This is a genomic window from Planococcus sp. TJ-301, from assembly GCF_058268475.1.
Genome location: NZ_JBZDOH010000001.1, coordinates 1,459,446 through 1,485,401 on the forward strand (window position 1 = coordinate 1,459,446; position 25,956 = coordinate 1,485,401).

At 45.5% G+C, this 25,956-nt stretch carries 16 protein-coding genes; 1 reads left to right on the plus strand and 15 read right to left on the minus strand.

Going from position 1 to position 25,956, the window contains the following annotated elements; translation table 11 throughout:
- The first annotated feature begins 17 nt into the window (after positions 1-17).
- Positions 18-233, plus strand: a complete 216-nt coding sequence (locus AC4EHJ_RS07235) for a hypothetical protein (RefSeq protein WP_490974889.1) — start codon at positions 18-20, stop codon at positions 231-233.
- Here the strand turns inward: AC4EHJ_RS07235 and AC4EHJ_RS07240 are convergent.
- The 15 genes from AC4EHJ_RS07240 to AC4EHJ_RS07310 form a co-directional block, all read right to left on the minus strand.
- A complete protein-coding gene (locus AC4EHJ_RS07240) occupies positions 211-2,661 on the minus strand; it encodes a cell wall-binding repeat-containing protein (protein ID WP_490974890.1) in 2,451 nt (816 codons plus the stop codon). The two genes, AC4EHJ_RS07235 and AC4EHJ_RS07240, sit on opposite strands and share 23 nt — an antisense overlap.
- A 527-nt stretch (positions 2,662-3,188) precedes the next feature.
- Positions 3,189-7,847 carry a cell wall-binding repeat-containing protein gene (locus tag AC4EHJ_RS07245; protein WP_490974891.1) on the minus strand — a complete coding sequence of 1,553 codons (4,659 nt, stop codon included), beginning with the start codon at positions 7,845-7,847 and terminating at the stop codon, positions 3,189-3,191.
- Between the two features lie 295 nt (positions 7,848-8,142).
- Positions 8,143-8,793 carry a hypothetical protein gene (locus AC4EHJ_RS07250; RefSeq protein WP_490974892.1) on the minus strand — a complete coding sequence of 217 codons (651 nt, stop codon included), beginning with the start codon at positions 8,791-8,793 and terminating at the stop codon, positions 8,143-8,145.
- A 15-nt stretch (positions 8,794-8,808) separates the two neighbouring features.
- Complete coding sequence (locus AC4EHJ_RS07255) at positions 8,809-11,061, minus strand: cell wall-binding repeat-containing protein (RefSeq protein ID WP_490974893.1); 2,253 nt, start codon at positions 11,059-11,061, stop codon at positions 8,809-8,811.
- 281 nt (positions 11,062-11,342) lie between these two features.
- Positions 11,343-13,205 carry an LTA synthase family protein gene (locus tag AC4EHJ_RS07260; protein WP_490974894.1) on the minus strand — a complete coding sequence of 621 codons (1,863 nt, stop codon included), beginning with the start codon at positions 13,203-13,205 and terminating at the stop codon, positions 11,343-11,345.
- Positions 13,206-13,291: 86 nt separating this feature from the next.
- Entirely contained in the window at positions 13,292-15,685 is a 2,394-nt protein-coding gene (locus AC4EHJ_RS07265; protein ID WP_490974895.1) for a SpoIID/LytB domain-containing protein, read from the minus strand.
- A 65-nt stretch (positions 15,686-15,750) separates the two neighbouring features.
- Positions 15,751-17,133 carry a cell wall-binding repeat-containing protein gene (locus AC4EHJ_RS07270; RefSeq protein WP_490974896.1) on the minus strand — a complete coding sequence of 461 codons (1,383 nt, stop codon included), beginning with the start codon at positions 17,131-17,133 and terminating at the stop codon, positions 15,751-15,753.
- Between the two features lie 235 nt (positions 17,134-17,368).
- Positions 17,369-18,445: a glycosyltransferase gene (locus AC4EHJ_RS07275; RefSeq protein WP_490975634.1), complete on the minus strand. Its 1,077-nt coding sequence runs from the start codon at positions 18,443-18,445 to the stop codon at positions 17,369-17,371.
- 11 nt (positions 18,446-18,456) lie between these two features.
- Entirely contained in the window at positions 18,457-19,182 is a 726-nt protein-coding gene (locus tag AC4EHJ_RS07280) for a WecB/TagA/CpsF family glycosyltransferase (protein ID WP_490974897.1), read from the minus strand.
- Positions 19,183-19,379: 197 nt separating this feature from the next.
- Complete coding sequence (locus AC4EHJ_RS07285; RefSeq protein ID WP_490974898.1) at positions 19,380-19,871, minus strand: VanZ family protein; 492 nt, start codon at positions 19,869-19,871, stop codon at positions 19,380-19,382.
- 355 nt (positions 19,872-20,226) lie between these two features.
- Positions 20,227-21,642: an alanine/glycine:cation symporter family protein gene (locus AC4EHJ_RS07290; protein WP_490974899.1), complete on the minus strand. Its 1,416-nt coding sequence runs from the start codon at positions 21,640-21,642 to the stop codon at positions 20,227-20,229.
- A gap of 94 nt (positions 21,643-21,736) precedes the next feature.
- Entirely contained in the window at positions 21,737-22,828 is a 1,092-nt protein-coding gene (locus AC4EHJ_RS07295) for an amidohydrolase (protein ID WP_490974900.1), read from the minus strand.
- A complete protein-coding gene (locus tag AC4EHJ_RS07300; RefSeq protein WP_490974901.1) occupies positions 22,818-23,954 on the minus strand; it encodes a mandelate racemase/muconate lactonizing enzyme family protein in 1,137 nt (378 codons plus the stop codon). Before AC4EHJ_RS07300 ends, AC4EHJ_RS07295 begins: the two co-directional genes overlap by 11 nt.
- 15 nt (positions 23,955-23,969) lie before the next feature.
- Entirely contained in the window at positions 23,970-24,191 is a 222-nt protein-coding gene (locus tag AC4EHJ_RS07305; RefSeq protein WP_490974902.1) for a hypothetical protein, read from the minus strand.
- A 113-nt stretch (positions 24,192-24,304) separates the two neighbouring features.
- Positions 24,305-25,918 carry a M20/M25/M40 family metallo-hydrolase gene (locus AC4EHJ_RS07310; RefSeq protein WP_490974903.1) on the minus strand — a complete coding sequence of 538 codons (1,614 nt, stop codon included), beginning with the start codon at positions 25,916-25,918 and terminating at the stop codon, positions 24,305-24,307.
- Positions 25,919-25,956 lie beyond the last annotated feature (38 nt).

Here is a 25,956-nt window from a genome sequence, read left to right on the forward strand (position 1 = left end):
AGCCGGGTTTTCTGTTTATGGGAATGGATGTTTTGCTAATATCGGATAAAATCGAAACAGTCCCTGTTAAATATCAGCCATTGGGTGATGAAACTCGTGCAATGCATGATAACCCAAACCTAACATTTGTTATCGCCGAACTACTGCCTGTTAACCAGGAAACTCCAAAAGAAAAGGCTGCCGAGAGATTCTCGGCAGCCCTGTGTTTTATTAGTCTTGGTGCAATTCCTTAACGACTGCAGGTGATACTACTGACGCACCGCCTGTAATGAAAATTGTGTTATACGTGAAAGCCAGCTCATCAATCGCTGGAGTCACAGAGTCCGTCTTAACAAGAAGCATTGGAGCTTCGTAAGTTGCTGCGTAATTGCTGCCTGTTAATGCATCGGCAAAGCCGGCACCGTTAGCTGCAAAGCCTACAGCCGATCCTGCGAAAAGCTCTTCTGCAACTGCTGCTGAAGTCGCATAGCGATCAACGCCGCTGATGCGGTCAGCTGCTGGCAATTGGCCTTCAACTTTCGTTGAAACAGCTCCTTTGCCACCAATGATCAACGTATTTGTAACATCTTTAAGAGCTGCTTGTGTTGCAGCAGGAATGGCGTCAGGGCGAGTCAACAAGATTGGCAATTCGCTTAAAGCCGCAAACGAACTAGCGGACAAAGCATCCGGGAAGTTCAAGCCGCTGACAACTACGGCTTCTCCTGTATCGTTGCCTAATTCAAATGCAACATTTGCAGCTGTTTCATAGCGATCCTTACCACCAACACGGTAAGTACCTACACCAGCAGCTTCCAATTCCGCTTCAACATTTGTTGAAACCGCTCCAGTGCCGCCTAAAATAATCGCTTCTGTTGCGCCAAGGCGGGCAATTTCAGCTTTTACAGCTTCGCTCAATTTACCTGAACGTGTCAATAAAATCGGTGCATCTTGCTGATAAGCCAATGGCGTTGCCGTCAATGCATCCGCGAAGTGGTCGCCGCGTGCGATAACAACTGTATCTGCCGAGCTCCATCCTTCTTTCGATACAGCGACAGCTGTTTCGTAGCGATCCAAGCCTGAAAAGCGTACTTGGTTGATGCGGTCTTCGTCGCCTGCTTCATTTGCATTAGTTGCAGTGACATGGTTAAGGAACATTTGGTAGTCGACGTTGCCCGGCTCTTGTACACGGCCGTCTTCATAAACTTCTTTGAATACGCCATAGCCGTCGCCGCCTTTAGCAGTGAACGTGTTCGTTGCTACTTTATAAGTTGCTGCATCTTCCAAATCCACGTAGCCGCCGTCTGCTTCTTGTGTGAACACAGTTGCAACACGGTCTCCTACAGGAGCTTTTGCATCGTAATTATAGAACAATCCTGAGAAATGAAGGAATCCTCCGCTTTGCAATGGGAAGTCTTTAACACTTAGCTCTAACGCTTCGCGAAGTTCTGCGCCAGTCAATTCCATAATTGCCAACGAGTTTCCGAAAGGCATCATCGTAAGGACTTCGCCTTTTGTAATCGGGCCAGCATTAAGTGATGCACGAATTCCGCCGCCATTCGTCAAAGCGATCGTAGTTTCAGGATCAATTTCCTTTGCCGCTGCCAACATGCCATCCGTGATCAAGTTGCCAAGATCGGTTTCGCCAACTCGCACAGAAGCACGGTCACCGTTCAAACCGTCTTCTAAAGCAACACCTATTTCTTCATTTTTCACTTCTTCGATTGCGGCTTTATAGGGAGCTAATAATTCTTTTGCTTCTGGGTCTTCAATTGCAGCAGCTACTGGAAGCAATTCGCCCTCATAAGCTGTCACTTCTCCGGCTGCATCGAATGTTACATCCAGTTTGCCTAAGAAGTTATTGTATTGTTCGCCTTGTACAATGATAGTTTTGCCAATTTTCACTGGCTCTTCAAGTTTGCTATGTGTGTGTCCGCCTACAATAACATCAATTGCCGGGACGGCATTTGCTAATTCTTTATCGTTGTCGACATTTGCATTGTCATCAAAGCCGATATGCGTCAAAGCGATGATTTTGTCTACGTCCTGCGCTTCAAAAGCCGCTACCGCATCTTTAGCAGATTCGATATAATCCGTAAATACTACGCTGTTTGCGCTTGAAATCGTCGCTGTTTCTTCAGTAGTCAAACCGAAAATCCCGACTCTTTCTCCATCAATCTCTTTGATGATGCCTTCATAAATCTCACCATCTGCCGCTGCATCCGTGTAACCGTCGATTTCAAGAGGTGCTAAATCAGCATCTGCTGAAAAATCAACGTTAGCTGATACGAATGGAAACTCAGCGCCCGAAACGAACTTCGAAAGCGATTCATGTCCGTTTGCACTTGAGCCAAGGTCAAATTCGTGGTTTCCGAAAGTCATTGCATCGTATTTCATCAAGTTCATGAAAGGTAGATCCGCTTGTCCTTCGTACTCATTGAAATAAAGAGTACCAGAGAAAACGTCTCCTGCATCCAATAATAGGTTATTCGGATTTTCTTCCCGGACTTTATTTACCAGAGTTACTCTTTTGGCAATGTTATCCAGATTAGCGTGCGTGTCGTTCGTGTGCATGATTGTTAGGTTAAAATCACCTGTAGCTGCTTCCACAGTTGTTTCCTGCACCCCTACAATTGTTAACGTCAACGCAGCCGCCATTACTGAAGTAAAAATCTTTTTCGGCATTCCTACACCATCCCACTCATTTTTTAGGCTAACACCTTAGACCTTTTGACTCATTGTTACGAATAAGGTCATTCTTCCTACTATTCATAATACAATATCTATTATTAATATAGTGTAAATTATTTAATTTTTTTTGGAAATTTTTATATTTTTATTAAAAATTTTAAAATTAGTCGGGAAACTCAGTTTTTCTGGTTAAATAGCAATGGGTTTATGATAAAAAGTTGGATTTGTAGAGCGGCATCTTCGATATTCCGCTCTTGCACTTTGATCGAAAAGAGATCTCTTTTCTGCTAATGCCGGATAAAATCGAGATCGTGTGTGTTAACTTCCGGCTAGTGCGCCCTGAATCTCGTCTAATGCTGGACAAGTTCTGGCTAATTCCGGTTAGCGGAAAAATAATGCTTGATAATGCATATACCTACTCCCCAATCCAATAATCAGATTGCATTTCGCTCAGGGGAGTGGAGTATCGACTGCTTTCACATAAAAAAGGCTAGAAGCTCAGCGCTTCTAGCCTTCTTCAATTATTCGCTTTTCAAGATTTCGTCTAGCTCTTCAACAACATTGTCAGAAACTACGCCCGATCCGCCGATTACTTTTGCGAATTCTACGCCGCTTTCTTCCAAGTATGCGCTTAGCTCATAAGATACTGATTTCCCTACCAAGTAAACGCCTGTGTTTTGCTTGGCAGCTAATGCTCCGCCAGCCAATGCATCGGCAAACGATGAACCTGTCGCTACGTAGATCGTATCAGATGTGCTGCCGAAATATTTAGCAACTTCCAATGAAGTTTCATAACGGTCAGCGCCTTTGATGCGCAACGGAGCCGGCAATTGGTTAAATGCTTTTCTGCTGATTGCGCCCGTTCCGCCGATGACAAGCGTGTTTTCAGTACCAAGTTTTGTTAAAGCAGCTTTCGTAGCAAATGGCACTGCGTTTTCACGGCTTAACAAGATTGGCATTCCTTCAGATCCAGCATAGCTTGCTACGCTCAATGCATCCGGGAAGTTCTGTCCGTTTACAACGACTGCTGATTTAGCTGTTTCAAATTTGCCAGCGATTTTCGCAGCAGTTTCGTAACGGTCAGCACCGCTTAAGCGTTCAACGTCAATTCCATCGCCTTCCAATTCTTTGACGATTGCATCTGAAATCGCTCCAGTGCCCCCAAGGATGTAAACTTTCTCAGCGCCCAATCGTTTGATTTCGTCATACGTTGTGCCTGGAAGAGCTTTCGTGCGTGACAACAGCAATGGCGCGTCGTATTTCTTAGCTAACGGCACTCCTGCTAGAGCATCAGCATAATGGTCTCCACGTGCCAGAACGACCACTTTAGAAGAATCCCAGCCTTCTTTGCTCAATTTCACTGAAGTTGCATAACGGTTTGCCCCTGCAATACGTTCAGCGCGCAACTCGTTTTCAGCTCGCTCGATCGTCAATTCTTTCGTCACTTTGTTGCCGGCTCCATCTTCCACTACTACCGTGAATTTGTTGATGCCTGGCTCCAAATCAACTTGGGCTTCAACGACTTTGCTGATTGGTGTCGCTAATTTGATTTCGTCAAAGACATCTTGTGAATAAAGAACATCGCCATTAATAGTAAGTTTGATCATATTGAAGTTATCTTTTACTGTAATGTCGAATTTCGTTGTTTTTTGGTCGTTGTCAACAACTGTTGGAGCTGTTGTCCCGATTGTTGGATTAACTGTATCGACAAAGATTGGACGGATAATGGAAACAACGTTTCCGTTATAGTCTGTTGCTTCAAATTTCACATCGTGCTTGCCGCTTCCAGACACTTCAATTGTTGAATTGAATTCATAGCCTTTGCCAGCTGTGTACGTAGTAGCGATTTCTTTTCCATTTACTGTCAACTTGTCAAGGTATTCTTCTACCACATAGCCTTTAACCGGAATAGTCGTAGTGTTGAACAAGCCTAATGCAGCTGGTCCGTTATCGTCTACATAAATGACTGGTTTTGTCGTATCATCCATGTTCGTTCTTAATACAGCGCTGTTGAAAGCGTGATCGACAACTTCGACTTCAACTAAGCTGATTTGACTTGAATTCAAATTGAATTGGTCTAAGTCAATTGAAGTTTCAGATGCTTTGAATGTTTTGCCCAAAGATTTTCCATCAAGTTTGACTGTGTAAACGTCAGCGCCTACACCTTCATCATTAAAGCTTACTTCAAGCGTGTTTTTGTCATCGTTCAATGTTGCTGTTCCTGTTGGAGCAACTGTATCCACATAAACTGGCAGTTGCTTGCTTTGCCATTCAGCATCTTCATAATCCACTTTCGCAGCGTATTCATATTGGTACAAACCGTCTTTTACAGTTTGCCCACTGACTTTGCCATCCCATGCACGCGCTGGGTTATAGTTGATAATAGTACCTGTACCGCCGTCGTAATAGTCTTTGCGAACGTCATTTTCGATATTGACCGTTCTCAACTTGTTGCCTTCAGCATCCAAGATATTCGTTTCAAGCACTTTTGCATTGCGCAGGAATGTCGGATTTGCGTTGATGCTATCAAAAATTGTATCTCCGTTTGGCGAGACTGGATAAACCAACTTCCCGTCAACTTCAACTAGATCCAAGTAGTTAACGCCATCGTCAGCATCTGATGTAACCCCATATCCTTTGAAGAAGTAATCATAGAATTTCGTTTCTTCTTTTTCAGCTGGGCCGAAAGCATCCAATATTTCCGGACGGTCCCATTCGCCGTAGAAGCTGATGTAAGGAACAACCAAATCAGGATTTACTGTATCTTCAGCGACTAATTTCACGAAGCCTTCAACAAATACGTCTTGCTCAAGGTCTTTCAAAATTGTTTTGCCGGCTGCATCAAGTCCAGGAACTTGACCGTTGCTGATATCGATTGTTACCGTGACATCGGCCGTGCCATTTGCTGGTACAACAACTTTTTCAGGAGCAGTTACTTTAGCGCCTTCAAGCTTGCCTGATTTCAATAGATTGTATTTAACATCGCTTGCTGTTTCTTTGAACATATCCACCAAGACAGATGTATCAACTGAATAGCTTGCCGCTTTGTCCGTCAAGTTTTCTGCAGTTAATGTAAATGTGAATGAATCCTCAGTAAAGTCTTTAACGTTTACTTTGGCTTCGTTCGTCGATTTTTCAACGACAACGACTGGAGTGGAAACTGCTGCGTGAAGCTGCATCATTCCAGCTCCTTGGCGGCGTGGTGAAATGGTGTCTCCGTCTAAGCCAAATGTGATGTCAGCTGTATTCAACATTAACTTTTTAGCAAGGCGCGTGCGTTCTTCAATTGAATAAGAACTGAATTTAGCGTCTGCTTTCAAGTATTGCTGAACCAATGCAGCTCCACCTGATACGTGCGGTGCTGCCATTGACGTTCCGCTCATTACGCCGTATTTATCGCCTTCAAGCGTTGAGTAGATGTTTCCGCCCGGAGCTGATAATTCAGGTTTGAACTCAAGATCCGGTGTAACGCCCCATGAAGTAAAGTCAGTTGCACGCCCAACTTCAGGACCTTCTAAAGCTCCAGTTTGAGTTACATCACCAGGAATTTCTACACCAGCAGAAAGAGCCGCTTCCAATTCAAGCCCATCTTCGCGAGTGGTTTTCATGAATGGAATATCCCAGCCGCCTTGGTCTTTATAGAACACAGGGCTCGTGCTGTTATAAACGATGATTCCAGCTGCGCCAGCTGCCGCCGCGTTATTCGTTTTATCAACGAAAGTATATGCGCCGCGTTCCACGACTACTACTTTGCCTGTTACATCGATTCCTTTGTAATCGTCAGGTCCGCCTAATGCACTTTGGTTTCCAGACAATGCTTTCAACGAAACAACTTCAACTGCACCAAGTTTTGTCCAGTCATCTACGCCAAATCCTTCAACTGAGAAATCGCCGAAGTCGACTTCATGCGTAAATTCGTTTACCATGTTTCCTGTTGCAGCTACTTGGATCGTATCTTTATTCAATCCAGGCGAGCCGACTAGGCCGTAATCCGGGTTGTCGTAATGCGGCGAGTCGAATCCGTAGCCGATTGTTCCTGAGTTACCTGCAGAAACTGAAGCCACAATTCCGTTTGCTACCGCATTGGAAATCGCTTTGTCTTCCGCGCTGTCTTCTTCATAGAACGAAGAAGTTGAACCTAAACTCATGTTCAATACATCCGCGCCTAATTTCACCGCGTCATCGATTGCTGCCAAGTAGATATCAGAGAATGTAGATGGGAAGTTGACATCGTTGCTGAAAACTTTCATGCCCAGCAATTGGGATTCAGGTGCAACGCCTTTAATGCCGCCATTCAACTCGTCGCCATTCGCTCCGACTGTTCCGGCAACGTGCATGCCGTGCATAGATGCGCCAGGTGAAATATCACCGACAATATCGTTTTTATCGTAATAGTTATATGCATAAGGAACTTTCGCGTTATGGTAAGCGCCTTTTAATCCGTTAGCGGCAATCGCGCTCGCAACGCCATCTTTCGTTAAATCGACTTTGGACTCGTCTGTAATATTGAAATCACGGTGAGTCGGATCGATTCCGGAATCGATGACCGCTACGACCATACCTTCGCCTTTAAGCTTGCTATCAGCCCATACTTGGCGAGACTGCACAAAATCATGGCTTGTCGTCATATCCGGTTTTACATCCGGCTTGTCGTACTCATTGGACAAATAAACATTTTTTACGCCTGGGAGGTTTTTGATCTTTTCAACTTCGCTGTATTTCACGATTCCACTGAAACCATTGAAAGTTGTTGTGTATTCAAATTGCGAATTCAAGGATACGCCTTGAGAAGAAATCGTTTGTTTAACAGATGTATGTGTTTTCTTTAATTGAGTATCAATTTTTGTTTTTTCAGTTGAAGATAGGTCTTTGTATTGAACGCCTTTCGCTGAAGCAACTTCTACTCCTGCTTTCCCTTCGACTTCTACAATAATACGGACTTCTTGGTTAGGTGTAAGCGCTTTAACTCCTGGAAGATCCGTTTTCTGTTTCGTCGCAAGGCCTTTGACTAGTTCAGCTTTCTCATTCGATAAAACGTTGATTGCTTGGGCATCCTTATCAGAAACTGTTGAACCTTGTCCTGTTGCCGCACTTACTGTCATAGCGCCGTTGCTGGCGATCAATCCCGCCATCATTGCTAACGATGCATACTTTCTCCACTTTTTAGAAATATTCTCCACTTTGGTGCCTCCCCTAAATTTCTTAATGGAGAAATTATACATATATTACCTTAATTATGTATGTTTTTCCCCACTTACAGAATTGTAACAATAGTCTTACATTTAAGTCAATATTTTTTGAAAATAATTTCCATTATTTCAAATTTGTATTTTTCTTTATATAAAAGAGGCAGAGATTGCCAAGCGGATGGGAGAAAAGTCTATGTATAGATTGGTTTTCTTAGAGCTTTCAAGCACAAAAAAAGCAGCTAATGGGCATCCATTAGCTGCTTTTTCAATTTACTGCTTCTTGAAATTACTCGTAGCTGACAAGTTCCATCTTCGACTCTTGAACATTTTCACCATTCGTAATCGTTGTCGATTCTTGGATCAATCCAAGAGACGGTGCATAAGAGTTCGAGATTGACGTTACTTGCTCAGAGCTTTCTGATTTCAATGTCTGCGTGATGACTAGGACATCTTCAAAAGTGCCTGCTGGTGTTTCCAATGTTCCTGCAGTCTCAGTAATTTGCCATTCGCCTTCCGCTTGGTTCGCTTCGTTGATTACGCTGACTGGCGATTCCATTGGAACCAATCCTTTGAGGGAAATATCTTGTACGCCCGATAGTTCAGAAGTTTCAAGCAGCATTTCCATGCCGCCTTCTGTCCATTCTGTGATCTGAACGGTTTTTACATCCCCGAAAGAAATGACTTCCAAGACTTTGTTTTCTTGGACTTCCTGTGTTTCACGGACCACTTCGAAAGAATCGACTTGGAATTTTTTCACCAATCCTTCAGTGGGCATATACACTTTAATGCCTGCTGGATCAACAGCCTCTACTTCTGCAGCTGGGGCGTTGTTTTCAGAACCGGTGCCGTTAACGTTTTCTTCAGTATTTTCTTTAACCGCGGTGCCACATCCGCTAAGCATTAACGCAGCAATTACTAATCCACTAAGTTTTTTCATGTTTAACCCACCTCATTATTTTTGCATTGCGTTGACTGTTGCTCTCAATTGATCAGGTACAGTGCCTCCGACATAATAAATGCGGTTGATTAGTTTTTCTGTACTGTTCGCTTTTAAGGTATTTGTCAATTCAGTCGGCATATTGGCATTAGGGACCAGGAATAGCGGAGCGTTAAATCGCTTCGTCAATGCTGACGACACAAGTGCATCCGGATAATTCGTTCCACTGGATACGATCATGCTGCTCGAGATGAATTCATCGCTGTAATGATTCAAAACAGCTGTTGACGTTTCGTAGCGCGTCGGGCCGGACAAGCGGAGTACTTTATCAGTACCGACCAATTTGCCTACCGTTGTTTCGATGCTAGTTGGCACACTTCCTGTACCGCCGATGATGACAATGTCATCTCCGAATGCGTTGTTCAAACGGGCTGGCGTCGGCTTGTTTTCATTGACCAGGACAATCGGCCAATTTTTCACGACCGCTGCACTCGCCGCTGTCAAAGCATCCGGGAAGTTGCTGCCGCTGGTAACAAAGACGCCGGCAGTATTTGGCATTTTAGTATTGATCTTCGCATTTGTTTCGTATCTGTCAGCTCCTGAAAGGCGTTCAGTTCTAATTCCTATGCCTTTCAGTTTGCTTTCAATGGCTGGCGTCAATGCAGATGTACCGCCAACTAATATGACATGGTTCGCTTTCAGGCGCCTAAGTTCTGCTTCTACACTCAATGCTAAAGCAGCAGGTTTGTTCAAAAGTACCGGCGCATTGCCGTAATGTGCAGCAAGAGGTCCGGCAGACAATGCATCCGCATATTGATGTGAAGTTGCAAGCACGACCGTTTTTTGCGTTTTCGTGCTGGCAAAACCGGTTGGATACAATTGCTTGGAAACTGCGATTGCAGTAGCAATGCGATCTTTGCCTTGAACCTCTACTGGGCTATAACTATAAGCTTTCGTATTCGGGTTCGTGTAAATCACTTTTTGCGCCCAAATATCAAAGACCGTTGTGTTTGGCCATAGAGCAGCATAACTTCTTGCTTGTTCTCTATTGTAAAAATCAACCATGTCTCCTTTATCTTTCGAACGGACGACAAAGTTTTTCCGTTTGAAGTTGGACCATAGGATATCTTGTGTCCCGTTATTGATGACTGAAGCTTGGGCCATCTTCTGAGCATATGCCGTTGCTTGGTCTTCTTGGTAGAATTTTTTCACTTCTTTGTCGCTTCCGTCCAGCACTGTGAATTTAAGCGGCAAGTAATTCGACCATACAATATTTTTTGTTGTAGTGTGGACTACGCGCGTATTTTTCCATTGCGCAGCGTAGTTCACCGCTTCCTGCTGCGTTGCGAACATATTGTTATCAATTTTCACTGCTGTGTGATAAACACCGTAAATTTTCGGTTTTGCAACTGGAACTGGCGTCGGGGTTGTTGCAGTAGTTTGGACAGCGCCGGTCTTTTTATAAGTTACATAACTTCCTGACAATGTTTTAGAGTAATTTAAGGCATCTGTTTTCGAAACGTAAGTCTTTACAACTTTGCCATTTGCGTCGTTGACCACGTAGACATCAAAGAATGTATTGACGCCTTTCGCAACTTGAGCTGCGACTTTTTGCTGGAATGTTGCCGTTTTGATCATTCTTTCTTCAACCGGATTGGACATATATCCAACTTCCAAGAGAACTGCGGGCATTTGTGCATTGCGTGTTACATACAAACTGTAAGGTACAATCCCGCGTCCTTCTTTCACGCCTGATGAAATTACGGAATTATGCGTCAGGTTTGCCAGACGCTCACTTTCAGGGGAGTAATGGATCTGCATTTTATCTGGCGGATAGCTGCTATCGATATAATTTTTATTAAAATAATACGTTTCGTATCCTCCGTAAGTAGGTGAACTCGTGGCGTTGTGGTGGACTGAGATAAAGACACTATTGTCATTATTGCCTACAGCCATGTTATTGGCTACGTTCATCCGCGAAATCAAGTCATTATTCGATGAAGTCGTATTGAATGCCGTGTCGGTGCTGCGGGTCATTTTAACTTGGAAGCCCAATTTTTGTAATTCGGTTTGCAAGCGGTTAGAGACTTCCATATTGGCGTGCTTTTCATAATAACCGGTTGAGTTTCCTGAATAACCGGCTGTACCTCCATATTTCCCACCATGCCCAGGGTCAATTATAATAGTCGGATTTCCAGCGGCTAATGCGTCTTGTGTACTAAAACCAATGGCTAGCAGCATAAATACGAATAGTATTTTTATTTTCAAGTATTATTCCCCTCTTTCTGTCTTAATCCTACATGCAAAAATTAGTAGAAACAAGGTAATTTTACAACCTTTTACAAAAATGATACTATATTCTGTTTTAGCACTTCAAATTATTTGCGTGTTAAAAAAAAGTAGTCACTAATAACTACTTTCTTAAAAATTATTAAGGGTATTTAGTCGATTTGGTTCTCGAACTGTCATTAGTAAAATGATGATTTTACATTCAAAATCAGTTTATTTCCATTTTTTAAACAAAAAATTACAATTTTGTAAAAATAGATTTAATTTGTAACTGTTTCACTTAGATAATTTGTCAGAATACTATCAGAATGATCAAGTATCTCCATAACATTTTCTTGATGCCGTTTTGCGCTTTCTGGAACCGGAATTATCTTTGTCATCATCCCAAAATCATAATAACGTTCTGGATAACGGGCATTTTGACCTAAGTATATTGATTCGTCCGAGATAAAGGACCCGCCCGATAAATAATAACGCATCGTCAGCAAATTACTTTCGTATTCCAGCAAATTATGCCCTGCAATCGGTGCTTCGGGCACGATACCCATCAAATTAGTCAATGTTGGCATGATATCCAATTGGCCGCCTAAGTGCGAATAGACTTCATTCTCGAAAAGGCCTGGGCCCGCCACGATGAATGGCAGCAGGAATCGGTCTTTGATGGTATATACGTGTCCAAGCAAACCGCCCATCAATTCGACATCACTTTTTTTCATCGGCGTGCCATGGAGCCCAGAATGATCACCTGTGATGACAATCAGCGACTCATCATACAAGTTTTCTTCTTTCAAGAATTCGATGAATTTTCCGATCTGCTCATCTGTATAGCGCACAGACTGCAAATAATCTCCCACATAACTTCCTTCAAAATCAGCAGGCAATTCGAGGAACTCATCTTTCTTCGGCATTTCAAATGGCGTGTGGCTCGTGATTGTCATGATGTTCGCATAGATTTTATTGCCTTCTTCTGCCTGCTTCTTGATTTTTTCTTTCGCAAATTCAAAAAGCACCTCGTCGGAAGGTCCGAACCCGATCACATCTTCATTAGGAATTTCTTCTGATGTGTATGCTTTTTGGAAACCTAATGTTGGATAAAGCATATCGCGGTTCCAGTAGTCAATCTTGTCTGCGTGGTACGTCGTTGTTAAATAGTCCCGGTCATTCAATAAGCCGACAAATGATGGAATTTCTTCACCTTTTACATAATTGACTGTCGGTTCGAGCCCTTTCGGGTAAAGAGAAGTATGGAACATCCATTCAGCATCCGACGTATTGCCGCCCCCGATTTGCTGGAAAACCTGATTGAAATACATGCTGTCTTTTAGCAGCGCGTTGATGTTCGGCGTGATTTCTTGCCCGTCGATAGATTGGTTAACCGCAAATGCCTGCAGCGATTCTACTTGGATAAAGAATAAGTGACGATTTTCCGCAATGCCAAAACGGTCATGCTCTACATACGGCACAAAGTCATTGCCTTTCAATGCGGCAAGGTCCTCATCGGTCAGAATCTGGCTTTCAGCATAGCCAATTGTTGAATCTTGAGCCATAGCCTGGACAATCTGGGTTTGGATAAAGCCTTGCTCTTTTGCCGATAGCGCAACATCGATGATTGGTTCTTGCAGCGCTGCCGCTGTTGTCGCAATGGCCATTATTGAAAATACAATGGCAACCGCTCCGATTTTCAAGCGAGAAGCAGTTGTAAAGCTCTTTTCCCAAAATACGATAGCAAGCACAGCGTAAACGATGACATCCGTGAAAAAGAATAAATCCCATGGGGAATAAAGCAGTTTAAGCGTTTCCATAACAGAACCCGCTTGGCTTGCCTGGTTCAAATCATAATACGATGGCACAGTCTGGAAATAGCGTTCATACCAAATAATAGAGATCAATAAGGCGGAAACAAACAAGTTGTACCCCAATAAGATCAACGGGCTTACTTTCTTTAATGCCAATAACAGCAAAACCGGAAGCAGCATCCAAATCGGAAAGTCGACGATCAACAACCGTAAAAACGAAACTTCTCCAAAAACCAAGGAACGAAAAACAGCGATTTTAATGATCAGCAAAATCGAACTAACAATAAAAATGGCGCCAAGATAATGTGTATCCAGCAATTTCTTCATAATTTTCCTCTTCCTGTTCGAATTTTCAGTTTTTTGTTTAGAAAAAACTGAAGCTGCGCCAATGCGCAACATCAGTTTAAGTTTGGTTATTTTACAAAATTAGACGTCAATTCAATGTTTACATCCTGGTAATAGAACCCAAGGATTTGGGCTGCCGTATGGCCAGATTTAGCGCGTTTGTATGCGCCCCATTGGCTCAAGCCGATGCCATGGCCGAATCCGCTGCCGTCCATAACGAACCGGTCCGCTTCATCATCAATTCCATATTGGAGGCTCTTTAAATTCACGCCTCCAAGTGTCGTGCGGAATGTGGTCATCGTCGGATTGCCGTTGGTTGATTTTGAGCCATTGAACGTCAGGCTCATTTGCTGCTTTTTCAAAGCACTGCCGATAAATTGATTGACAGATTCTTTTAAGTCTTCCGAAACGACGCCGCTTCCACCAAGGAAGAAAGCTTCGCTCTTAACGGGCATAGAATCGAAATACGCTGCAGGAAGTTTAGCTGGATCGGGATCAAGCATAACAATCGGTGACCCGTTTTTCGCCGCCAGCACAGAGCCTGCCAGCGCATCGATAAATCGATAGCCGTTTCCGATTGCGATACTATTACCTGGCAATGGCAGCTCATTATTGATCGCAATACTCGTTTCAACACGGTCCGCGCCGCTGATGCGTTTGGATGAGATGTTCATAGCGGCTAATTCCGTTTCGATAAATGGATCAATTACGCCCTTGCCGCCGATGATGATGGCCGAGCTATTGCCAGTTTCGCTTAAGAATGTCTTGGTTTGTTGTGCAAGCTTCGTTCCGCGCTGAACGATAATCGGAGTTTGCTTATATGCTGCATAAGCGGAAGCCGACAAGGCATCGGAAGAGTTGTCATTGCCAGTGGCAATCATGACTTGTGAAGGAGAACCGATTTCCTGGGCAATCGCCAGTGATGTTCCTGTTCTGTCTTTTCCGTAAAGGCGTTTCGTCTTAAAGCCTTTTTGGTTTAATTTATTTTCAATATCGAGTGAAATTGCCCCTGCGCCGCCCAATAAGTAGACGAGCGCTCCAGGTTCGGTTTTTTCAGTTAAAAATTGTTCTACACTTGCTGGAATCGAGTCGTTGCGCACCAGCATAATTGGTGCTTGATGCTTATGTGCAAGTACTGTTCCCGCAAGTGCATCCGCAGGAATATCGCCTCGTCCCAAGACGATCGCTTTCGCTTTTTCTTCCCCGACATACTGCATTGCTATTTGAGCAGCCGTCTCGTAGCGGTCGCCGCCTGAAAGTGTTTTCGACGCAGCACCCGGTGCCATGACGTATTTCTGAACATTATTCACTTCGGTTCTGGCGTAATAGCTGACATCAATTTTCGTTTCCGCCACTTTGCCCGTGTTTTCGTAGTCTGCCGTGTTGATCGAGTCGATTGATGCAATCTTGATCGATTCAATTGCCGGATTGGCGGCTTTCGCTTTTGTTAGTACATACGCTTTATATTTTTGGAACGCGTCACGGCTTTGGCTATTGGCAACTTCAGAACTCAAGAGGTTCTTTTCAGCTGTCGCATTCCACCAAAGTTCCGGTTTCAATGTATTTGCATCAATTGGAAGCTGCTGCTTTAACCAAGTCAGCTTCCACAAGACGTTTGCCGTATCGAACTCATCAACCTTCGATTCCTTTATAAAAGGAAGTGCACTTGTCCAGTATTGCTGAGCCAATTCTGTCTGGCCGCCGTTGCTGGAAGAAAAGTACGCTGTCACGAATCTTTTTTTGCCGTAATTATCGACATAAGTCAAAATCTGCCCTTGCGTTTCCGTCACAGCCCGGTTGCTGTATTGGTAATCAGAGTTATATTTTGGCGAAATTGGATCCCAGATAAATCCGTTATATACTTGGTACGTTGTTGTGTCATCAATTTCCAGCGTGCTTTGGCTCATTTTTGAAAACACATATGAACGCGCCGCAATTGCCTGTGCTTTCAAGGCTTCCATTCCTCCGGAAGTTGGCGAACCCCAGCTTGCCGGTGTTTCAGATGGAACAACGCCTTTCAAATAATCCTCGAATTGCAGAATGTTCACAGGCTGCATCAATGCCGTGCCCGCTAACCTGAAAAGTACTGTTCCCATATAAGGATGAGCTTCTGTCAAAGCTCCTTTGAACAGCAATACATGATTTTCTTTCGTATAGATTTTCGGCTGCACCGTTACAGTGGACAAGCCAGAAGCTACGATTTTCGCTCCGTCTTTGACAGACAGCTTGCCTGCATTGACAACTATTGTGTATCGCTTATCTTTCGCTAGCACTACAGTCGGGTTCTCGAATAAAATCGATTCCCCCTTTGGAACAAAATGGTATGTAGCGGACGTTCCTAATTTATTGCTCAATTTAACTTTCACTTCAAAATCAGCCGCTGATGCTGTATCAATAGGAACCGTCATAGCCAGCAAACTGAAAAGTACGATAAGAACTAAGCCTTTTATATTGGATTTCAATAGAATTCCTCCTTGTATTTTTAATTGGCGGAACACTTATGGCTCTTGGCCAGGCTTTTAAAACGTCAATTTACATACGTTCTAACTGTCACGATTTTCTTGTCCCAGTTAGCCCATGACGCGTTTAACGCCATGATTGTTATGCCCGTACTGAAACCGGCATGGATCAGTTTCCCGTCTCCCAAGTAAATTCCTGCATGGGACGGTGTAGTGGGAACGGCATTGTTCAAATCCAGGATGATAATATCGCCTGGCTTGGCGTTTTCGTAGCTGACCGCGTTTCCGGCCTTGGCGATTAAACCGGTTGTCCGGGGAATCGCGATGCTCTTTTTAGCGAAAACGTATTGCAAGTATCCAGAACAATCAAAGCCTCTCGTCGTTGTGCCGCCGTATAAATAGGGAATCCCTATGTATTTTTTCGACTCTTCCACAATTCCAGTTCGGAGGGCCGCTTCAGCGACAGCAGCTTGGCTTGATGGCGGCATCGGGTTCAGCGCTTCACTCGAAATCGCCCCTTCTCCTCCAATTACCGTCAAGGCCTCGACACTTTTGTCGGCCAAAGCCGTTTTTGTTACCGCTGGCAAAGAAGCTTGGCGTGAGAGAAAAATCGGTTTTTTCTGTTTCGCACCTAATGCGGAACCGGTCAACGCATCCGCGAATTGCTCGCCAGATGCCATCAAAGAAGAAGCGATCGTTGCCGGGTAAAAATCAGAAACGATCGCAGCCGCTGTCATATAGCGGTCTTTGCCTGCAATGCGAGTGGCTGTCGCCGTTTTTTCAATTTGCCCGAAGACTTCGGAAGAAACAGCGCCTGTCCCTCCCACTACGATAACTTCCGAATATTTTTTGACCATTAGCTCTACTTCTGGTGACATTTTAGTTGGCGATGTCAATAAAATCGGCATGCCTTTTTCTGCTGCGAAAGAAGCAATCGCCAAACTGTCCGCAAAACCGGAGCTTGTCGCGACTACCGCTTTCACGCCTCCCACTTTCTCGGCGATCAAAGCGGAAGTCTGATGCCGGTTTGCCCCTGAAATCCGGGTAGGTTTTATCCCTGCATTTGAAAGCTGCTGCATGGCAATATCCGAAATTGCGCCTTTGCCGCCTAATACAGTGGCATTTTCAGCGCCGATCCGTTTGATTTCGTTGAGGACAACTGCTGGTATCTCGTCTTTTTTTACTAATAAAATCGGTGAGTTCAGCTTTTTCGCAAGCGGGGCTCCGGAAAGCGCATCCGGATAATTATTGCCGACAGCCAGCACGACGTCATTGGTGCTATTGCTTGCCCATCCTTCTTGCGAAACCGCAACAGCGGTTTGGTATCTGTCTTTCCCAGAAACTCTATCAAAATCACTGTAGATAGTGGACGCCTCTGGCGTAAGCACGAACGTTGAGGATGAAATAGCGATAGTCAAAGTAAGAATACTTATGCCCTTTAATCTTTTCATATAGCCTTTCATGCTCCTTCTAGTACACTTTTTGTATGAATTATACATTTTCATAAGCACTAAACTGAGTCTATCATTGATAAACTATGTTGAATACATTATTTATATTCGGGAAACGACAAAAAAACCTCGAAAAAGTTCTCGAGGTTTTTAAAAAATGCCCGTATATCAACGAATATCACTGTTTGGAAATAATTAGGCAGAGTGAAAAAACAGTATTTTTTGCCTAGTTTATTTACAGTATATTTTGGTAAGTAGCAAGCAGTTCTTTCTGCAAATTGGCATTTGAAAAGTTTCGAACCGCAAAATCACGCAATTCGCGTCCCATTTTTGGTGTATCCGAGGAAATGGCAGATTTTGCCGCTTCCAGCAATGATTCTTCATTCCCAGCCACAATGATCCAACCTGTTTTGCCCGAATCAACCAACGCGCTTACGCCTCCAACGTCCGTTGCGATTACCGGTGTCCCCATGTCCGCGGATTCCAATAATACCAAAGGAAAACTCTCGCTATAAGACGTCAGCAGAGAAACATCCGCAGCAAAAAGCAATTCGTCGACATCATTTCGCGTGCCCATAAAGCGCACGTTTTGCTGAATGCCTAACTCTTTTGCCAGTGCCTCCAAACTTGCTCTTAATGCGCCGTCGCCGATGATCCAGAGTTTCCAGCCTGGAACATCCAGTCTGCTGAACGCTTTCAACAATACTTCGTGGCCTTTTACCGGATGCAGGCGTGCCACAATGGCAAACACAAAATCCGTCTCCGCCGTATTGAACTCGGCACGGATGTGGTTTTTATCCCACGCCGGAATCGCTTCCGAAAATTCGATGCCGTTAAAAACAGGTGTAATTTTCTGTGCATCGACGCCAATTTCCATCAGCATCGTTTTAAATTTTTCAGAAACCGCAAACAAATGATCAGCGTTGCGCAGCGCGCGTTTGTTGAGCATCGTAAAGAATTTGTTGATCACTTTCGGCTGATGCAGAAAATCCAACGAAGGGTCACTATGCACCGTGATAAACCAAGGCACCTTCATCTTCTTGTGGATTGAGTTAATCAGAAAATTCGATTTGGCACCATGCGAATGAATCAATGAAAAATCATTTTGCTGAATGAATGCTAGTATTTTTTTAGGCGTCGACTGGTCAAATCGGCTTTTCTGCGGGATGACCGTTACTTTAACGCCCTGTTTTCTGGCTTCTTCGGCAAACGCCCCTTCCGTTAATAACAATAATTCCATGTCTACCGACGCTCCATGGAATAATTGCAGAAGGTGCTTTTTTGAACCGCCCGTTTCTCCCCCGCTGATCATATGAAGGATTTTCACAGGCTTTTCCGGTCCTTTGAACGAACTGCTTTAAAAAGAAATTGGGGAAGAGCCATTTGGCGTTTGATCCGTGAAGGCTGTGAAGCCAGGCGGAAGAGCCATTCGGTTCCGGTTTTTTGAAAAACAGCCGGTGCTCTTTTGACCGTTCCGCTATAGACGTCAAAGCTGCCGCCGACTCCTTGAAAAATATTCACATCAAGGCGCGCCATATTCTCGCGGATAAACATTTCTTGTTTCGGGCTGCCTAAAGCGACGAATAAGATATGCGGTTTCACAGCGTTTATGCGGCGCGCGATTTTATCCATGTCTTGTTCATAGCCATCTAATGTCCCCGCAATAATCAAGTCCGGGTATTTTTCCTGAATCGAAGCAGCTGCCAATTCAACCGTTTCTTTTTTCGCACCGTACATGAAAATGCGGTATTTATTTTGGTGTGCGAGCTTCAGAAGCGCATCCATCATGCCAATACCCGTAACCCGGCCCTTTATTGCGCCGCCGCGCAAGCGCGAGGCAACAGATATTCCTATGCCATCGGGAATTTGGTAAGTGGATTCGTTGAGCAATTCCATCAACTTGCTGCTTTTTGATGCCATCATCACTTTTTCCGGATTGATCGCCACGATGCGTGATTTTCTGCCGTTTTGAATGTCCGCATTGATCAGTTCCATAAGTTCTTGTTCGCTTTGCATATTGACATTAACGCCTAAAATCTGTTCTTTCATTCCATTTCATCCTCCATATTAAAACTAACTATTGTCCATGATGCTCTTTAAATATAATAAGAAATCGCCGTTTTTTGCTTTTACATCACAGTCGAATCATCCGTTAATTTTATCATAGTTGTCTTCTTTTCACTAAAATTTCTTTGAGTATGAAGCGAATTCTAAAATCATTTCTTTTTGAGGTGTTTTCTCACAGCTTAACGGCGCTGGGTACGCAAGCTTCTAGTGCTAGTGCTAAATTCTTTTTTATTTTTCTTCAAAAACTTAGCGGCACTCAAAAATAACACTGCCCCGAATACATCCAAAAGAACATCCTGCCCCGTCGGCGTCCGGCCGCCGGTCAGCGATTGATGGAATTCGTCCGCAAGCGCAATAACGGCGGTAATCCCTAAAGCCAAACCCATTTTCGGCTTCGGCAATAAATTCAAAACCGCAAGCGCAATGAGCCCAAAAATAACCACATGGGAAGCTTTACGGATCACAAATTCAACAAACGGATAATAGCCTCTTTCCTCAACCGAGATTGTCATTCCCCAATATGGAATCTGAAAAAGGCTCAGAAAACCTTTGAATGGCTCGAATGGCAAATACCGCTCCATTGCGGGGATCAATGTCTGTTGTTCATAGGTTTGCCCCGACGAAATAAACAGTATGGTAAATAAAGTAAGGAATATCAAGAATTTTTTCATAAAAAAATTATAGCACGTAGTTTGCTGGAAGGCTTATGGGAATTTATTGGACTGCTTAAAAAGCGTTTTTCACTGCGCTCATTTACAAGGTTCTCCCGTTAACATGCATTGTTTTGGCGTTAACATGATCTAGCTTTTAGTTAACCTGAAGAGTTGGAGAGTTAACATGAAGGGGCAAGAGCTTAACATGAAGTGTGTGAGATTTAACACGAACTAGCCAGCAGTCAACATGAACTGTTTTAACATTAACCAGCACTAACAGAACAGAAATCGTGCTGCACCCGAAAACACCCCATATGAAAAGCCCTCTGCATTATGCGGAGGGCTCCTTCAAATTCACATAGATTCTTTACTATTAATCGTCTCTGCTGTGTTCGCCCCAACAATCCGTGCCTTTCAGGCCAGGGATGTTCTTGGCGAAGAATTCAGGATTCTTGCCTTCTTTGCGCTGTGCTGTGTAGTCGCCGAGCACTTTGAAGGCGATTTTGCCTAGCATCGCGATGACGACCAGATTGATCACGGCCATGATGCCCATGAACAAATCCGCCATATTCCACACGAGCGACACTTTGGCGAGCGCTCCGAACATGACCATTCCGAGCACGCCGATACGGTAAGCAGTCAGCCACGCGCTATGCGCATTGATAAATTCGATGTTTGTTTCGCCGTAATAATAATTGCCGACGATCGAGCTGAAGGCGAAAAACAGGATGGCGAATGCCAGGAAATACGGAGCCCATCCGCCTACATGGACGTCGAGTGATGCTTGTGTCAACAAGATGCCTTCCTGTTCGCCTGTCTTGTAGACGCCAGCCAGTATAATGATGAATGCTGTCGCCGAACAGATGATAATGGTATCGAAAAATACCCCTAGGCTTTGCACAAGCCCTTGCTTCGCTGGATGCGAAACGTTGGCCGAAGCGGCAGCGTTCGGCACCGAACCCATACCTGCTTCGTTCGAGAACAAACCGCGGCGTACGCCTTGCATGATGGCTGCACCGATTGCACCGCCTGCTGCTTCTTCCAAACCAAATGCGCTTTTAATAATCACTGAGAAAACAGCCGGAATTTCGCTTATATTGGTGATAACCACCCATAATGCCACAAATATGTATAATACCGCCATGACCGGAACCAAAACTTGCGTAACTTTGGCAATGCGTTGAACACCGCCGAAGATGATCAGCGCAGTCAGCACTACCAGCGCCAAGCCGACAACCCATTCCGGAATATTGAAGACTTCGCCGAATGATTGCGCGATCGTGTTCGATTGTACCGAGTTGAAGATAAAACCGAAAACAACCGTCAATAAAATTGCAAAGACGATGCCTAGTTTCCTTTTGCCAAGAGCTTTTTGCATATAATAAGCCGGGCCGCCGCGGAATTGCTCGCCGTCACGCACTTTATATACTTGGGCAAGCGTACTTTCAATGAAAGCCGTCGCCATGCCGATCAACGCAACCATCCACATCCAGAATACGGCACCCGGACCGCCGATGGCAATTGCCAGCGCAACGCCGGTAATGTTGCCTGTCCCGACGCGTGAAGCTGTTGAAATGGTGAAGGCCTGGAACGCCGAAACGCCTGCTTCGCCGTCTTTCTTTTCAGAAATGACACGGAACATCTCGCCGAATAGCCGTACCTGCACGAAATTCGTGCGCACAGTAAAATAAACCCCGAGTCCAAGAAGCAGGGCGATCAAAATATAAGTCCATAATAAATTATTGCCTTCGTCGACGAGCCACGTCAACGCGTCTAAAATAGCATCCATAAAAAAGCTCCCTTTTAATAACTAGTTTTCTCTTTCATTACCCTAAATGATTTTCAAAAAACCTGAACTGCCGAATTTACGGCAGTTTTATCCCTTAGCTCTTTCTCAGCGTTTCGGCCAGCACGCGCGCGCCGATGTCAAGCGCATCGTGGTTGAAGGCCATGTCCGGATGATGTAATCCGGGAGCGAGATCCGCCCCGATGCCAAGCATCGCCGCTTTCAATTCCGGCTTTTTGATCGTGTAAAAATGAAAATCATCTGCGCCCGTCGTGTCGAGCGGCGGCGCCGTATTGGCATCACCAATGACCGAGCGGATGGCAGCATCTGCGATATCTTTCGCTTCTTCCGACACTTCCGCCGCCGGTGTGTAATCATCCCATTGCCAATCGATGGTGATATCGTAAAGCCGGGCAATCGATCGGAGGCCTTCATCGATGCGGCTTCTCAACTCATCCATGACGCGATTTCTTTGTGCACGGACATCAAGCGCGAAAGTGGCGCTTCCTGGAATGATATTGAGCGAGTCGCCCCCCGCCTGGATATTCGTCAGCTTCGCCGAATAAGACTCGAACGGGGAAAAATAAATCGACTTGATAAACTGATGGATTGCGGCAATTACATCAATCGCGTTCTTGCCTTGATGCGGGCGCGCACCGTGCGCGTCAACGCCGGTTATCTTTCCTTTCAGGAAAATGCCCGAACCGTGGTGGATTGCAGGCGTGGCTTTGCCGTGCGGCAATTCCTCGATGGGCCGCAAATGGACGCCGTATAAATGCGTCGCATCTTCTAATGCGCCGCGTTCAATCATCGCCAGCGAACCGTTGCCCCGTTCCTCCGCCGGCTGGAAAATGAAACGGATACGTTTCGTCAGGGTTTCATCTTTCAAGTACAAGAGTGCACCTAAAACCATGGCCATATTGGCGTCGTGGCCGCATGAATGGTTGGCTTGCACTTTTCCATTTACCTCTTGCCACAGCGCGTCAATGTCTGCGCGCACCGCAACGACCCGCTCGCCTGCCCCGATTTCGGCAAACAATCCCGTAACGCCATCAAATGTCCAGTGTGCGATGCCGAGCTCCGCCATGATCGACGCTAGCTTTTCAGTTGTCCCTGTTTCCTGCCAGCTCACTTCCGGATGGGTATGGAAATAGCTGAACCATTCGTTGATTTTTGTTTCAATGGCCATGAAGTTTTCTGCCCCCTTCTACCGTGCAGGACATGACAGTCAGCTTATGCAGTTGCTTTTCGTCCACTTCGATTCCAAGCCCCGGCTTGTCCGACAGTAAGACGTAAGGCAATTGGAAATTCAGATCGCCTATTTCTTCGGAAAATAAAAGCGGTCCTGTCAATTCGGCCGTCTGGATATTGCGGCGCGACATGACGGCATGGTAGCCTGCTGCTGAGCCGACCGATGATTCCACCATTGAACCGATTTGCGCAATGATGCCCGCTCCTTCAGCGGCTTTCGCCATTTGCACTGCCGGGAAAATGCCGCCCGATTTCATCAGCTTGATGTTGATGTAATCCGCCGCCTCCAAGCGGATGATTTCCAGCACGTCTTCCATTGTCTGAACCGTTTCATCGGCCATGATCGGCGTCGCCGTTTTGCTGCGGATGTTGGCGAGGCCGCGGATATCGCCTATGCGGATCGGCTGTTCAATCCATGTCAGCCCTGCGCCGTCGAGTTGGTTAATCACCTGGATCGCGTGCCCTGCCGTTTTCCAGCCTTGGTTGACATCGATGCGGATCGGCATGTCTGGTCCGACCGCTTCGCGCACTGCGTAAATGCGTTTGATATCCAACCCTGAGTCAGCGCCGCCTACTTTCAGCTTCAGGCTACTGAATCCTTGCTCCATTGCGAGCTTCGCTTTTTCCGCCATGATCTCTGGCGCTTCGATGCTCAGCACTTTCGGGTATTGCAGGTTGTCATGCGCGCGCCCGCCAATCAAATTATAAACCGGCTGCCCGGACGCTTTGCCCATCAGGTCGTAACACGCGATATCGATCGCCGCTTTCGCTGCTGGATTGCGGGCGATTTCCGAATTCATGAGGAAGTGTATCTTTTCAATATCGAACGGGTTCTGCCCGATGACTGCAGGCACCAGCACATTCTTCAGAATTTCAAAAGTGCCGTTCACTTGCTCGCCTGTCACGTGCTCATCCGGAACCGCCTCGCCGTAGCCCACAAGCCCTTTATCCGTTTCCAGTTTCACGATCACTGCCGCCATATGCGGGTAGGTCGCATACGAAATGATAAACGGTTCCTTGAGCGGAAACTCCACCACGTAAATTTCAGCCTTTACGATTTTCATCAACCATTCCCCCTATTATGTATATCCAACCCAATTGTACATGATTGCGAAGGCTTTTTGCGAGAAGGTTCTCGAGTTTACCGGCGTTAAAATGGAGTTAACATGACCTAGCGATGTCTTAACATGAAGCGCGGAAGATTCAACATGAACTAAGTAGCCGTTAACATAACCTGTTCCACCTTTAACCGGCATTAGCGAAAAAAGCGAAACTCCATAACCAAAATCCAATTCCTCCATACGAAAAGCCCTCCGCGGCTGCGAAGGACTCCTCTCACTGCAAGAGCCTATTCCGCATCTAACGGAATAGGCTCACCTTAGCTGTTTTCATTTAAATCCATTGCCGTTAAAGATCAGACTGTGCTTTTCACAGGAATTGACAAAATCATCTCTTCGAGAAGCAGCGGCATTTCTTCAAATGTATTTTTGATGTGCAGGCGCTCGGTTCGTTTGTGGGCGTCTTTGCCGAACGGGCCGACGTTAAGCACAGGCGCATCGAGTTCTTTCATGGCCTGGAACGGGATGCTGTAGGAATCGCCGTAGACCGGTGTGTTTTTTTCGTAAGTAACGAAGCTGTCTTCTTTATCGCCGTAATTGACGTAGCTGAGGTCCGAGATGCCGTTGAAATAATGGATCTGTTGGATATCCAGCCCGAATTTCTCCACAGCATTGCTTGTGACTTGTTGAACGCAATGTTTGACGAGCTCGTTCTCGGATGAGTTCACCGGCGGATAAAACGGCGGCGTATAGAGCAGGACGCATACCGGCGTCAGTTCCGGGCAATTGATGAGCAGGACATCCGCAACATGCATCGATTTTTCGCGCACATCCCATTCCGGATGCATCATTGTGTCAATCAGCGCTTTGTCGATGTATTCGCGGCCGAATTTTTTGATGGCGTAGCGCTTGAGCTCACGGAAGCGCATGACGCGGATTTCACCGATCGGCTCGATTTCTTCGCGTTCGCACATTGCAAGGTAGTCGCGGGTGCAATGGTCCATCGCTTCAATAGCGATTTTCTCGAACTGGGCGAACACTTCATCGGCATTCTTTTCCATAAGGAAGACATTGTACATCGCACTCGTACGGTAAGGCGTCTGCGCCGAATACTCCTGCTTCATGTCTTTTTGCAGGAGCGTCACCGGCAGCGGCGTCGTTTCGCCGTACACCGTTTCCTTGAAGTTTTTATTCCATTCCATGCGGTGCGTCAGGTAGGTCGAGATATAGCTCGACGTAATGCCCGACAGCGGTTCACCGACATGCGTCTCTTTGCCGTAGAACATTGCGGACGGCATGATTTTGCCGATCGAGCCGGTGTAGAGGTAATGGCCGGTATCGCCTGGTTTTTGCGCAAAGACAGGTTCGCCGTTCAAAAACAGCGTATATTCGAGTCCGAATTCACGTTCCAAGTCGAGCAGTTTCGAAACGCCGTAGCGCATGCCCGCCGAGTTCACTTCTTCGTCAGGCACCGACAGCAGCAACAAGTTAATCGGCCATTGTTCGGTCGAGGCTTTCTCGATCATCGCCATATGCAATGCCAACCCTGCCTTCATGTCCATCGTGCCGCGGCCGAACAGGTATTCACCCGAATCCAGGTCCGCCTGCGCATAGGAGTCCAATTGATCGCGCACTGCCTTGAACGCTTCCGCCAATTCATACGGGCTGCAGGCAAGCGGTTCCAAATCGCCATAATCCGCGGTGCTGACAGTGTCAAAATGGCTCATCAGCACGACCGTGTCGACAGCTTCCGGATGCTTGTACAGCGCCGTAACGTTCTCGCGCTCCCAATTCACTTCGCTGAGGTGCAGATGTTCCGGATGCTGCTGGAAATAAGGCAGCCTTTCCAATTTCTCTTTCAGCTTATAGGCGAATTCAACTTCGCCTCCCGTCAACGTCATGCTTTTCCAGCCGACCAATTCAACCAATAATTCTTGCAGTTTCTCAGGTGTCCCCCATAATGAAGCCATCTTGATGTCCTCCCTTATCGCTGTAGCGATGATGTCCA

Coding starts and splice junctions, on each gene's coding strand:
- AC4EHJ_RS07250 (WP_490974892.1), bottom strand. CDS start 8,793: ATGAAAAAACTTAGTGGATTAGTAATTGCTGCGTTAATGCTTAGCGGA.
- AC4EHJ_RS07305 (WP_490974902.1), bottom strand. CDS start 24,191: ATGGAGGAATTGGATTTTGGTTATGGAGTTTCGCTTTTTTCGCTAATG.
- AC4EHJ_RS07275 (WP_490975634.1), bottom strand. CDS start 18,445: ATGATCAGCGGGGGAGAAACGGGCGGTTCAAAAAAGCACCTTCTGCAA.
- AC4EHJ_RS07290 (WP_490974899.1), bottom strand. CDS start 21,642: ATGGATGCTATTTTAGACGCGTTGACGTGGCTCGTCGACGAAGGCAAT.
- AC4EHJ_RS07270 (WP_490974896.1), bottom strand. CDS start 17,133: ATGAAAAGATTAAAGGGCATAAGTATTCTTACTTTGACTATCGCTATT.
- AC4EHJ_RS07295 (WP_490974900.1), bottom strand. CDS start 22,828: ATGGCCATTGAAACAAAAATCAACGAATGGTTCAGCTATTTCCATACC.
- AC4EHJ_RS07240 (WP_490974890.1), bottom strand. CDS start 2,661: ATGCCGAAAAAGATTTTTACTTCAGTAATGGCGGCTGCGTTGACGTTA.
- AC4EHJ_RS07260 (WP_490974894.1), bottom strand. CDS start 13,205: ATGAAGAAATTGCTGGATACACATTATCTTGGCGCCATTTTTATTGTT.
- AC4EHJ_RS07300 (WP_490974901.1), bottom strand. CDS start 23,954: ATGAAAATCGTAAAGGCTGAAATTTACGTGGTGGAGTTTCCGCTCAAG.
- AC4EHJ_RS07235 (WP_490974889.1), top strand. CDS start 18: ATGGGAATGGATGTTTTGCTAATATCGGATAAAATCGAAACAGTCCCT.
- AC4EHJ_RS07285 (WP_490974898.1), bottom strand. CDS start 19,871: ATGAAAAAATTCTTGATATTCCTTACTTTATTTACCATACTGTTTATT.
- AC4EHJ_RS07280 (WP_490974897.1), bottom strand. CDS start 19,182: ATGAAAGAACAGATTTTAGGCGTTAATGTCAATATGCAAAGCGAACAA.
- AC4EHJ_RS07310 (WP_490974903.1), bottom strand. CDS start 25,918: ATGGCTTCATTATGGGGGACACCTGAGAAACTGCAAGAATTATTGGTT.